Annotated in this window: 13 protein-coding genes; 7 read left to right on the top strand and 6 right to left on the bottom strand. The window is 46.1% G+C overall.

What is annotated here, in order from left to right:
- Nucleotides 1–86 precede the first annotated feature (86 nt).
- Nucleotides 87–422, top strand: a complete 336-nt coding sequence (locus tag PJF56_RS21470; RefSeq protein ID WP_283764766.1) for a HepT-like ribonuclease domain-containing protein — start codon at nucleotides 87–89, stop codon at nucleotides 420–422.
- A gap of 47 nt (nucleotides 423–469) precedes the next feature.
- On the opposite strand, the gene PJF56_RS21465 is transcribed toward PJF56_RS21470, so the two are convergent.
- Entirely contained in the window at nucleotides 470–1,486 is a 1,017-nt protein-coding gene (locus tag PJF56_RS21465; RefSeq protein WP_283764765.1) for a YbjN domain-containing protein, read from the bottom strand.
- 85 nt (nucleotides 1,487–1,571) lie between these two features.
- Here PJF56_RS21465 and trpC point away from each other — a divergent pair, with 85 nt between their 5' ends.
- From trpC to PJF56_RS21445, 4 genes are all read left to right on the top strand, one after another.
- Nucleotides 1,572–2,471, top strand: a complete 900-nt coding sequence (trpC, locus tag PJF56_RS21460; protein WP_283764764.1) for an indole-3-glycerol phosphate synthase TrpC — start codon at nucleotides 1,572–1,574, stop codon at nucleotides 2,469–2,471.
- 60 nt (nucleotides 2,472–2,531) lie between these two features.
- A complete protein-coding gene (locus tag PJF56_RS21455; RefSeq protein WP_283764763.1) occupies nucleotides 2,532–2,771 on the top strand; it encodes a DUF5340 domain-containing protein in 240 nt (79 codons plus the stop codon).
- Nucleotides 2,772–2,906: 135 nt separating this feature from the next.
- Complete coding sequence (locus PJF56_RS21450) at nucleotides 2,907–3,104, top strand: hypothetical protein (RefSeq protein ID WP_283764762.1); 198 nt, start codon at nucleotides 2,907–2,909, stop codon at nucleotides 3,102–3,104.
- A 31-nt stretch (nucleotides 3,105–3,135) separates the two neighbouring features.
- Nucleotides 3,136–3,366 (top strand): DUF7219 family protein, encoded by a 231-nt coding sequence (locus tag PJF56_RS21445; RefSeq protein ID WP_347179609.1) that lies wholly within the window; start codon nucleotides 3,136–3,138, stop codon nucleotides 3,364–3,366.
- On the opposite strand, the gene PJF56_RS21440 is transcribed toward PJF56_RS21445, so the two are convergent.
- The 3 genes from PJF56_RS21440 to PJF56_RS21430 all read right to left on the bottom strand — a co-directional run bounded on the left by PJF56_RS21440 (nucleotide 3,363) and on the right by PJF56_RS21430 (nucleotide 8,395).
- Entirely contained in the window at nucleotides 3,363–5,177 is a 1,815-nt protein-coding gene (locus PJF56_RS21440) for a sensor histidine kinase (protein WP_283764767.1), read from the bottom strand. The genes PJF56_RS21445 and PJF56_RS21440 overlap by 4 nt on opposite strands.
- Nucleotides 5,178–5,348: 171 nt before the next feature.
- Nucleotides 5,349–6,839 carry a glycolate oxidase subunit GlcD gene (glcD, locus tag PJF56_RS21435; RefSeq protein ID WP_283764760.1) on the bottom strand — a complete coding sequence of 497 codons (1,491 nt, stop codon included), beginning with the start codon at nucleotides 6,837–6,839 and terminating at the stop codon, nucleotides 5,349–5,351.
- A 122-nt stretch (nucleotides 6,840–6,961) separates the two neighbouring features.
- The gene (locus tag PJF56_RS21430; RefSeq protein ID WP_283764759.1) at nucleotides 6,962–8,395 is read right to left on the bottom strand and encodes an aminotransferase-like domain-containing protein; all 1,434 of its coding nucleotides are present in this window, start codon (nucleotides 8,393–8,395) and stop codon (nucleotides 6,962–6,964) included.
- A gap of 164 nt (nucleotides 8,396–8,559) precedes the next feature.
- Between PJF56_RS21430 and PJF56_RS21425 the strand changes: the two genes are divergently transcribed.
- Nucleotides 8,560–8,853: a hypothetical protein gene (locus PJF56_RS21425; protein ID WP_283764758.1), complete on the top strand. Its 294-nt coding sequence runs from the start codon at nucleotides 8,560–8,562 to the stop codon at nucleotides 8,851–8,853.
- Nucleotides 8,854–8,910: 57 nt separating this feature from the next.
- Here PJF56_RS21425 and proB read toward each other — a convergent pair whose 3' ends face one another.
- A complete protein-coding gene (gene proB, locus PJF56_RS21420) occupies nucleotides 8,911–10,017 on the bottom strand; it encodes a glutamate 5-kinase (RefSeq protein ID WP_283764757.1) in 1,107 nt (368 codons plus the stop codon).
- Between the two features lie 149 nt (nucleotides 10,018–10,166).
- Nucleotides 10,167–10,391 (bottom strand): hypothetical protein, encoded by a 225-nt coding sequence (locus PJF56_RS21415; RefSeq protein WP_283764756.1) that lies wholly within the window; start codon nucleotides 10,389–10,391, stop codon nucleotides 10,167–10,169.
- Nucleotides 10,392–10,435: 44 nt separating this feature from the next.
- Here PJF56_RS21415 and tnpA point away from each other — a divergent pair, with 44 nt between their 5' ends.
- Entirely contained in the window at nucleotides 10,436–10,843 is a 408-nt protein-coding gene (gene tnpA / locus PJF56_RS21410) for an IS200/IS605 family transposase (RefSeq protein ID WP_283764755.1), read from the top strand.
- The last annotated feature ends 69 nt before the right edge of the window (nucleotides 10,844–10,912 follow it).

Below are 10,912 nucleotides of genomic sequence, written 5' to 3'. Positions count from 1 at the left end.
GATGTTATGAGGTACAGTTATCGAAATTTTAAGGGTTGAGTGCCTTCCCATGAAAAGCCTGAAAAATGGGGATTATAGCGTGAAAAATGGTTTTCCCATTACCAATTACCCATTACCCATTACCGCGCGAAGCGCTGTATACTCAAGGAGGAAAAGCAGACTTTTTAGAATCGATTTTAATTCAAGATGGTGTGATTCGTAGTTTTGAAGTGATTGGAGAAGCGGTAAAACGCCTTTCTCCAGAACTGAGACAAAAGTATCCAGAAATTCCTTGGCGGAGAATAGCAGGACTTCAAGATGTTCTCATTCATGACTATACGGGTATCAACTTAGATGAAGTTTGGAATGTAGTTGAAGACAAATTACCAGAGTTAAAACTTCAAATTCTAAGCATTTTATCAGATATAGAACATGAGAGTTGAATCATCCAGAAGAAAAAGAAACGATACAAGCTGTAAAGGAATTCCTGCTATTCAACCCTTTGGATCGCATCCGATATCGGACTCCCCTCCAACACCGCCACAATTCCCGGTAAATACCGATTCATAATCGTCACATTGGCATACACCAGCGATCGCACCAAAGCCAGACTGAGGCGATCGCCCTCCACATCAATGCTCGTCTTATATCGGAGTTCACCGTCGGTCAAGTCTAACTCGAAATTGCCCAAAATCATGCCATAGTTAGCTTTTGTTAAGAATTGAGCCATCAACCCCCGATCGCCTTCTGGAACCGCAACCGGAAAGATCGAATAAAAAATAAACTGTTTTTCCGCTTCATAAATGCGAGCATAACAATTCCAGCGGCCATTTTCTCCCTGAAAAGCTAACTGGAAAACTCCCAGTTTAACTTGTATAAATTCCCAATCATCCTCTGCAAAAAACTCTCGCACCACCGACTCTAAAGACCGTTCCTCTTCCTCCTCCTCTGTCCACTCCTCCAACTGCCGCATTAAGCGGGCAAATCCCCCCTCTTCCACCTGAGAAAATTCAGTTTCTAAACTCTCCTGAACCGTATTAAAAAGCGTTTCTAGGGCTTGCGCTCCCATCTGCACCGCTTGCATCAATTCGGTTAAATTGGCTCGCTGCCAAAACGTATCATAACCCACCCGTTCCCCCTCCAACTCTTGATAGACTGAAAGAGCCAACCATAACTCAGATTGCAACAATTCTGGGGTTAAAAGCTCCGTGATATCATCAGGCATAGGATCGGGAACCCGATCCGGTTGTAACATCAGATCCAAGTATAGGGGGCGATCGCCCAGAAACTCCCCCCTCATCTCCCCCCGCCATCGTTTCTCCAAATTAAACTGATGGTTTGCCTCAATTTGTGCATAACTCGGCCAATCCACTTCTACCCTTAACCGCACTTCCCGTAACCCATCCTCAGACCTCACCTGAATCCCTACCCCTTGCACCCGCAACAGAGTCTCATTTTCAGCATCAAAAACCATCTCTTGAGTCAGCTCTAAATCTTGATGTGTCATTAGCCTTCCATCTTTTCAAACTTACAAAAAAGAACCCGATCTAATAGAATAGAGTCTTAAGATAATCTCTTTTCTGTAATCCCCCATGCAAATTCGTCGTCGTCCCCCTAATCCTACATTTTCCATCAGTCACCTGCAATATCAAGTAAGTGTGCCCGGTAGCGAACCCCAAAACATTCTCGAAGAAATTGTCTGGCATAAGGACACAGAAGTCCAAAGACAACGGGAAAAAGTCTCTTTAAGTGACCTAAAACGTCGCATAGAAATCGTGGCTCCTGCCAAAGACTTTCTCAGGGCACTTCGCCAGGGTAAAACCCAGCCCGCCGTAATTGCCGAAGTCAAAAAAGCCTCACCCTCAAAAGGAGTGATCCGAGAAAACTTTGATCCCGTGGCGATCGCCCAATCCTACCAGCAAGGAGGAGCCACTTGTTTATCCGTATTAACCGATCGCCAATTTTTCCAAGGCAGCTTTGAAAACCTAGCCAAAGTTCGCGCCGCCGTTGACTTACCCCTCTTATGCAAAGAATTTATTATTTATCCCTACCAAATCTATCAAGCTCGACTTCATGGGGCAGACGCAGTTCTCCTCATTGCCGCCATCCTCTGCGATCAAGACCTCAAATACTTTAGCAAAATCATCCACGTCCTCGGCATGACAGCCTTAATTGAAGTCCACTCCCTAGACGAACTCGATCGGGTATTAGCCTTAGACTCCGTAAACTTGATTGGCATCAATAACCGCAACCTAGAAGATTTTACCGTAGACCTAAAAACCACAGAAACCCTCTACCACGCTCGTCGCCAGCCCCTGCAAAATCGGGACATTCTCATCGTCAGTGAATCCGGAATCCATAGCCGCGAAGATCTCCAATTTGTCGGCTCTGTGGGCGCTCAAGCCGTCTTAATCGGCGAGTCATTAGTCAAACAAGACGACCCGGAAAAGGCGATCGCCGACCTACTTTCCCACCCACATCAACTACAATAACCAGAAAGCCCGTGCCTTCTTCCCATTCCATACACCTCTTTTCCCTCAATTAACTCAACTATGCAACCTATTCCGGTTCCCTCTCATGTTCACTATGAACTTCTTCTCCAACTCTTAGAGCGTCAAACTTGGTTAGCGGTTGAAGGCCAATCTGTCCAGCGAGAGCAAGTTCATCAACTCATTGCCACCCTGCGTAAAGCCCTCGCCCAACAGCGTCAACTCGAACAAAGTTGTCAGCGCTCTAACTTACCCATAGAGTATCGTTGGTCTCTCAATGAGGGGATACCAGAAGAGCGCTAACCCCAACAGCCAGCTTACAGCCTTAACCTGTCACCAATGCTCCTTACCCATTTTGATCCGGATTGGCCGTCTGGTTAGTGATTAGGTTAAAATGAGGTTAAGGGGTCAATTATTGTTAAATCCAACCGTCCATCCATGTTAAAACCAGGAACTTTAGTGCAGGTTCTCTATCCAGAGTATGCAGCAGGCGCATTAGGATATCTCAAAGCCGAAGAAGAAAAAGGACGGTGGATTGTACAACTGATCCAAAACCCCATTGAAGACCCCGATGAACCCCTCCTCCTCTCTTTAGAAGAATCAGAATTTCAAGTGGTTTATCCCCAACCTCCATAACCAACCTCAATGAATATCCCTTAAGGAGCCAATGATGAAAGAACAATTTTTATATCCCCGGACTTCTTACCACGGAAAACTGACTCCCGACAATCTAATTTTCAATGCCAATTTACAAGAATTTTCTCAAAAAGTCAGTGTAATCAGCGCCCTAGAAACCAATGGTAAAATTACACCCCTTGAATCCTACAACCGCATCAAAAACTTGTGGGAAGAATTGCACCGAATTCGGCAAGGATTAGATATTCAAGATTCAGCTTAACTCTGTGGAAGTTTTTTCATATAAGGTAACTGAATATAAAACCGACTCCCCTGATTTAAGGTCGAATCATAATCCAAAACCCCTTTATGTTTATTCACCACAATTTGATAACTGGTAGCCAAACCTAAACCCGTCCCCTTGCCCACCGATTTAGTCGTAAAAAACGGATCAAAAATTCGGTCTCGAATCTTCTCAGGAATTCCCGTCCCATTATCTTTAATCGTCACTTCAATAAAAGGAGAGTCCAACACACGAGTTTTCAGTTCAATTTGGGGTCGTTCGAGACCATTTTCCAACCATTTTCCGTTGTGAGAGGCTTCATCAATGGCATCGATTGCATTACTCAAAAGATTGAGAAAAACTTGATTTAACAGCCCAGGATAGCACTCCACTAAAGGCAACTTTCCATAGTCTCGAATCACCTGAATCTCTTGACAATCAGATTTTAAGTGCAAACGATTGGCCAAAATCGTTAGAGTAATATCTAAATGTTCATTTAGATTAACCAATTTACAACCATCTTCATCCAAACTAGAAAACGTGCGTAATCCTTTTACTAACTGTCTCACCCGCTCTGTACCCGATCCCATAGAATCCAACAACTTGAGAAAATCGGACTCTAGAAACTCCAAATCGATCTCTTCTAGCTTTTCTGTAACTTCCTGCGGCGGATTGGGGACATAAGTTTGATAGGTTTTTACTAAATCTGTGAGATCTTGGAAATATTCACGGGCGTAAACCAAATTTCCATGAATGAAGTTCACCGGGTTATTAAATTCATGGGCCACTCCAGCGACGAGCTGGCCCAAAGAAGACATTTTTTCCGTTTGCACTAATTGGGCTTGAGTTCGTTGTAATTCGCCTAAAGCTTCAGTTAACTCATGGGCCGTTTGCTCTGATTTTTCCTTAGCTTGGCGTAGATGATTTTGTTCCCAATCTTGGGCCCGCCAGACAACAAACAACATTAACATGACTAAACCAATAATCATTAATCCTAGAATATGCAAAGGGCGCAGAGCTTGGTCAATATTCTGACGGGGAATGACTAAAGCAATCGAAAAATCTGCTTCTTCTAGGGGAACATAGGCAATATAGTGAAAGCGATCGGGCCAATTGACTAAATCAATTCCTTGTTCCCGGTTCATCATTCGTTGTGCTAATTGGCTTAAAACTGGATCGCTGCTCTTCAGTAAAGACGTAGGTTCATTCAAGTTAAATCCAAATATGTCCAGATCGCGAGGAACGATGGGAACTCCCTGAGAATCAATCATAAATGCATAACTGTCTGGCCCGTAGGATAGCGCCTCAATCACTTTTTGTAGGCGATTCAGAGGCACTGGAGCGGCGATCGCCCCTTTGGGTTGATTATCTAAGGGCGAATCTGGAGTAATGGGAGCCGCAATCACAATCTGCAATAAGCCTGTAGAGCGCGAAGTGATAGGATCGGAAACATTGACTTTCCCTTGCATTGCTCGCTGCAAATACAGACGGTCTTTGGCATCTCCATTCTTGCCTTGACTGGTATAAAATCGTCCTTCGGTATCAAAAAAGACGACAATATTAAATGGTTCAATTCTTTCAGCTTCTTGGACTAAATAAGGCTCAATCTGGTTCAAATCTAGGGTTCGAGCCGTGGGACTATTGGCGATCGTCGCCACTTCAGCTTTGCGCTGACCAATCCATTGATCGACTGCTTGTACCCCATCTTTAACATCTTGCAGGGCATTCTCTTGAAGTTTCTTGAGCAGAGCATTATAGGCCTGTTGATAACTGTAATAGCCCACCACACTCGAACCCACCATTGTCATCATCACAACCGCCGAAATGAAAAGACGATGTTTACTGAATGCAGATAATTGCCTCTTAAAGGGGATCGGTTTCCACATAGCCATAATGCTCCGCATACCTGGACTCAGCTCGGTAACTCTCACGGCGATCGCCAGATCTAAGGTGGAATTACCAGAAAGAAATTTATCTCACCCTTAAAATAAATCTACTCCTGCCTTCTGATTCACCCATTGTGCTTTTGCCTGAGCCGCTTCCCCACAACTTTTGGGTGTGGGAAATACCTTACCTGGATTGGCTAACCCTTGAGGATTAAACACAGAACGTACCCATTGCATGGTTTCGAGATCCACAGGGGTAAACATTCGATCCATATAACACAGTTTATCCGCTCCAATGCCATGTTCTCCCGAAATACTGCCCCCCACTTGTACGCAGATCTTCAAAATTTCTCCCCCTAATTCTTCCACCGTTTCTAGCGCTCCAGGAATTCCATTATCGTAGAGCAGCAGGGGATGGAGATTCCCATCACCGGCATGAAACACATTGGCTACTCGATAGCCATATTTTTGGCTCAGTTTCTCAATTTCTCCCAGAACATAGGGAAGTTGTGTCCGAGGAATCACCCCATCTTGGACATAATAATCCGGTTTAATCTTACCCACAGCCGCAAAAGCCGCTTTACGACCTTTCCATAATCGTAGACGCTCCTGTGGATCGGTAGCGGTTTGAATATCCCTAGCCCCATTTTGGCGGCAAATGTGGGCAATGTGTTGGGCATATTCAGCCACTTCCACCTCTAACCCATCCACTTCTACTAACAGAATAGCCACCGCATCTCTGGGATAACAGTTCGTGGCAACCACATCTTCAACTGCATTAATACTAAAGTTATCCATTATTTCCATGCCTGCGGGAATTATTCCCGCGCTGACAATATTGGAAACGGCAGCTCCTGCGGCTTCCATGGTGGTAAAATCAGCCAGTAGGACTTGAATGGCTTCGGCTTGTTTGATAATCCGTAGGCGAATTTCTGTGGCAATGCCCAGGGTTCCTTCTGAACCGACAAATAATCCCATGAGGTCATATCCAGGCATTTCCGGTACTTCTCCCCCCACATCGACGATAGAACCATCGGGAAGCACTAATTTTAAGCCCAAGACATGGTTGGTTGTGACTCCATATTTGAAGCAATGAACTCCGCCTGAGTTTTCCGCCACATTACCGCCAATGGAGCAAATAATTTGACTGGAGGGGTCGGGGGCATAATAAAAACCAGCACCGCTCACGGCTTGGGTGACCCAGTTATTAATGACGGCTGGTTGCACGACGACCTGTTGGTTCTCTAGGTCAATATCCAGGATTTGCCGCATAAAGGCAGTGGAAATTAGCACCCCATTTTCTACCGGGAGAGCGCCACCAGAGAGGCCGGTTCCTGCCCCCCGTGCTACCCAGGGGAGTTGGTGGCGATCGCATAATTTAACGATTTCTGCTACTTCTTGGGTATTGCGGGGCAGTAGAACCAGTTTCGGTCGCACCCGATAACTGGTCAAGCCATCGCATTCATAGGTGAGGAGTTCTTCCTTGCGCTGGATTACGCCTTGACGGCCAAGAATTTGTTGAAAGTCTCGAATAATACGGTTCCAATCGGAGGTAGTGTGGGAGATTTGGGGAGGAGAACTGACCATGGAGATGAGGGAAAAAAGGCGTGACTGTTTCTACTTTACCGAAGTTTCAGCATTTGTTGCACTCCTCTCTCTGAGCGATCGCCTCAACAAGGAGATTCCACCCCAGGTATACTAATGGTTCTCTATCCCTCACGGATCAAGCGCCCCAAGGTTTCCATGGCTTGTTCGACTTTGGGCGACCAGGGTAAACCACAATTGAGCCGGAAACAATTGCCATAACTTCTAGAGGGGGAAAACATGATTCCTGGAGAAATACTGATTTTATGTTGGCCCGCTTTCTGGAAAAGTTCCATGGTATCGAAATGGGGATCGAGTTCAACCCACAGCACATGACCGCCCGTAGGTCGAGTAACTTTTGTCTCTTCGGGGAAATAGTTACAAATGGCTTGAATCATTTGCAGCATTTGCTGTTCATAGGCGCGGCGCAGGTTGCGTACATGGCGATCGTAGCCTCCGTTGGCCAAAAAGGCGGCGATCGCCAGTTGACTCCCTGGAGAGGTACTCATATTCACCGTCAATTTCAGCCGCTCGACTTGGGCTTGATAGCATCCGGGAACGGCCCAACCGACGCGCAACCCTGGAGATAGCACCTTACTATAGGAGGCACAATAGAGGACTAACCCATGGCGATCGAAGGCTTTGATCGCTTTGGGGCGATCGCCATTAAAGGACAAATCCCCATAAACATCATCTTCAATCAGGGGAATTTGATACTCGGCGAGCAATTCCACGAGGGCTTGTTTGTTCTCATTGCTCATGCATGTGCCCAGGGGATTGCTAAAATTAGAGACTAGGGCACAAGCGCTAATTTTTTTTTGTTTGAGGGCCGTTTCTAGGGCATCGAGACAAATGCCTTCCCTGGGATGGGTGGGCAGTTCTAATGCTCGTAAATGGAGCGTGGCTAAGGCTTCGAGTAATCCATAATAGGACGGGGAAGAGATGGCTACCGTATCCCCTGGTTGGGTGGTTGCGCGTAAGGATAAATAGACGGCTTCTGTGGCTCCATGGGTGGCCACAATTTGATCTGGGGTCACTGCACAGTCGGCATCCAATAACCGTCTGGCGATCGCCCGGCGAAATTCAATACACCCCGGAGGCGGACTATAACTATGGGCTAAGGCGGGATTGTGGCGCATCACCTGACCCATGAGACGATTTAAGGTAGATAGGGGTAATAAGTCCATTCCCGGTACAGCGGCCCCCAGTTGGATAATGTCTGGATCGCGTACCATGGAATTGACCTGAAACACTAGGGATGTATCCACCCGACAGGCTTTTTGCGCTGGAGAAGAGCGATCGGGTTCCGGAGGAGATTTAACCGATCGCACAAAATAGCCAGATTGGGGTTTGGCTCCAATGAGTCCCCGGTCTTCTAAGAGGCGATAGGCTTCTAAGGCAGTGGAAATACTCACTGACATTTGTTGATGAACTTTTCGCACTGAAGGCAGGCGATCGCCCGGTTGCAGAGTTCCTTCAGCAATTAAGGTCTGAATGCGGTTGGCCACCTGTTCATATAAGTTAGCGCCTTGGGTTTGCTCAATGGGTCTTAAGTGCATAACGCTCCAGTACAGTTATGGATTTTATTAGCCATAACAGTTTCTGAAAACAAAACTGTTATGGTTACAATTTAGCTTAATTGCCTCTGTTTTTTTCTTCGCTCTTCCTCCACACTAGAGATATAGCAGCACACTGCTATTCGTAGACATTGAGGACACGATCCATGAAAAACACCAGTAGTGTCTCAGAAATCACAAGAGTATCGGAGTTACGTTTAACCGATCTCAAAAGCGTTCTTCGCTTTCCCCATTCTATTCTTCCAGGCGATCGCCTCCAGAAGCTTTGGAACTATCTGGTGGCCGTTTGGTGGTACAGCGCAGAACCCCGAATTATCCAGAAAAAAGATACCCATGGCAATTGGATTTATCGGGTTTACGATCCCCTCACTCATCAACACTTTATGTGCGACTCCGAACAAGAAGTGCGAGTTTGGCTAGAAGAGCGGTACTACGAGTAAGGACTACACCAGGGAACAATAGGATTTTTTCCTGTTCCCTGTTCCCCATTCCCAACGCTACATTAACACCAAATTATCCCGATGAACCACCGTATCCGAGCCTTCATATCCCAAAAGCTCAGTAATTTCATCGGAACGGTGGCCCTTAATTAAATCCAATTCATCACTGCCATAATTGACAATTCCGCGAGCCACTTCCTTACCCTCAAGATCGCAAATCATCACGGCATCTGAGGACTGAAATCGGCCCTTTACCTTAGAAATACCCACTGCTAATAAGGATTTTCCGCGATCGCAAATTGCCTTAACCGCTCCCGGATCGAGAATCACTGTGCCGGAAGGAACCAATCCATTAGCAATCCAGCGTTTACGAGCGTTGAGCGTCCGGGGAGTGGGATGAAATTGAGTACCAATTTCTTCCCCATCTAAGATCCGTGGAATTTGATTGGGATAGCGTCCTTGCATAATCACCATTCGCACTCCCGCATTAGTAGCGATGCGAGCGGCTGCGATTTTGGTACTCATGCCCCCGGTTCCCCAGGTAGAAGCCTCACCCGCTTCTACTTCAGTTAACTCTTCCAGGCTGCGAACGTGGGAAATCGGTTGGGCATCAGGAACCCGATTGGGATCGGCAGAATAGAGTTTATCCACATCCGTGAGTAAAAAGAGCCAATCTGCTTCCACTAGACTGGCGACTAGGGCCGCTAGGGTATCGTTATCCCCAAATTTTCGTCTCAGTTCGTCTGTAGCGACCGTATCGTTTTCGTTGACAATGGGGATCACGCCCAAATCGAGCAGTTCTTGGAAGGCATCATAGGCATTGAGATAGGAAATCCTCGATTCTAGATCTCGGCGTGTCAGTAGCACTTGGGCCATGGGTTGCTCCAAAGTGCTGAAGAGATCGTCGTAAATCCGCATTAAGCGACCTTGACCGACGGCGGCGATCGCCTGTTTGAGGGCAATATCACGGGGACGCTTTTTCAAACCTAACCGGGAACACCCTACCCCCATGGCCCCCGAAGAGACTAAAATTACGCGATGGCCTTGGCGGCGCAGTTGGCTCAGAACTTCAACCAATAGAGCTAAAGTAGACAGGGAGAGGTTTCCAGTCTGAGGATCGGTCAGGCTAGAAGTGCCAATTTTAATCACAAGGGTCAGGGCCATGGATGATGTAACTAAGAACTGATTAGAAGTGGAATGGTTGGAGCAAGCGAGATTGAAACTCTGCGGTCTAAAGACGTGCAGATTCTTAAGAAGTCCAAAAATGAACTCTTAAAGGCGTAATCAAAGCGCCTCTACTTAGTTGGCTTAACTTAAGCTTGAGCCTTCCAGATACAATTCTTACGAATATTTGCTGCACCGTTACAATCGGCATTTATCAAACAACCCGCAGCAGATTGATATAAACCTCGTTTAATGCGTTTTGCAGATGCCTCCCAGTTATCGGGTTTTTCACCGTATTGTAGGTCTTTATTTGGATGCAATAAGACCTGTTGGCATCCATAACTTTTGGTTTGTTTTTTAGTTTTTTTACTCATCTTTCTATTATAATCAAGATGTCGATAAATGTCAACCCATCAACATGAAAAATCAACAAAAAATATACCGACATGGCAACCATTCAGTAGGTTTGGCCCGCGTTCATTTAGTCTGGATTCCCAAAAGACGTAAGAAAGTATTAGTGGGCCAAGTCAAAATAAGATTGGCAGCTATCTTATCAGAAGTGGCCGCAGAAAAAGGTTGGTTAATACAAGGGTTAGAAATAGCCCCAGACCATGTTCATGTATTGGTAGAGCATGGGTCAGATATAGCAATTCATAAAATAGTCAAAGCCTTAAAAGGCAGGTCTTCTCGGCTGTTGCGACAGGAATTTCCAGAGCTATGCAAACTGCCTAGTTTATGGACTCACAGCTATTTTTATGACACCACGGGGAAAGTCAGCACTGCCAAGATTCTGGAATACATCAACGACCCTCATCACGGCGGTTGAAACCGCCGTTCGCTTTTCCGCCCCGCGTTGAAACGACGGGGCTACCAAGCTCTCGTCATTTTTCCGTGT

Origin of the sequence: Roseofilum halophilum BLCC-M91 (genome assembly GCF_030068445.1) — a bacterium.
Taxonomy (GTDB): Bacteria; Cyanobacteriota; Cyanobacteriia; order Cyanobacteriales; family Desertifilaceae; genus Roseofilum; species Roseofilum halophilum.
This window is presented reverse-complemented; position numbering and strand designations above follow the sequence as displayed.

Coding starts and splice junctions, on each gene's coding strand:
- PJF56_RS21470 (WP_283764766.1), top strand. CDS start 87: ATGGTTTTCCCATTACCAATTACCCATTACCCATTACCGCGCGAAGCG.
- PJF56_RS21465 (WP_283764765.1), bottom strand. CDS start 1,486: ATGACACATCAAGATTTAGAGCTGACTCAAGAGATGGTTTTTGATGCT.
- trpC (WP_283764764.1), top strand. CDS start 1,572: ATGCAAATTCGTCGTCGTCCCCCTAATCCTACATTTTCCATCAGTCAC.
- PJF56_RS21455 (WP_283764763.1), top strand. CDS start 2,532: ATGCAACCTATTCCGGTTCCCTCTCATGTTCACTATGAACTTCTTCTC.
- PJF56_RS21450 (WP_283764762.1), top strand. CDS start 2,907: ATGTTAAAACCAGGAACTTTAGTGCAGGTTCTCTATCCAGAGTATGCA.
- PJF56_RS21445 (WP_347179609.1), top strand. CDS start 3,136: ATGATGAAAGAACAATTTTTATATCCCCGGACTTCTTACCACGGAAAA.
- PJF56_RS21440 (WP_283764767.1), bottom strand. CDS start 5,177: ATGATGACAATGGTGGGTTCGAGTGTGGTGGGCTATTACAGTTATCAA.
- glcD (WP_283764760.1), bottom strand. CDS start 6,839: ATGGTCAGTTCTCCTCCCCAAATCTCCCACACTACCTCCGATTGGAAC.
- PJF56_RS21430 (WP_283764759.1), bottom strand. CDS start 8,395: ATGCACTTAAGACCCATTGAGCAAACCCAAGGCGCTAACTTATATGAA.
- PJF56_RS21425 (WP_283764758.1), top strand. CDS start 8,560: ATGAAAAACACCAGTAGTGTCTCAGAAATCACAAGAGTATCGGAGTTA.
- proB (WP_283764757.1), bottom strand. CDS start 10,017: ATGGCCCTGACCCTTGTGATTAAAATTGGCACTTCTAGCCTGACCGAT.
- PJF56_RS21415 (WP_283764756.1), bottom strand. CDS start 10,391: ATGAGTAAAAAAACTAAAAAACAAACCAAAAGTTATGGATGCCAACAG.
- tnpA (WP_283764755.1), top strand. CDS start 10,436: ATGAAAAATCAACAAAAAATATACCGACATGGCAACCATTCAGTAGGT.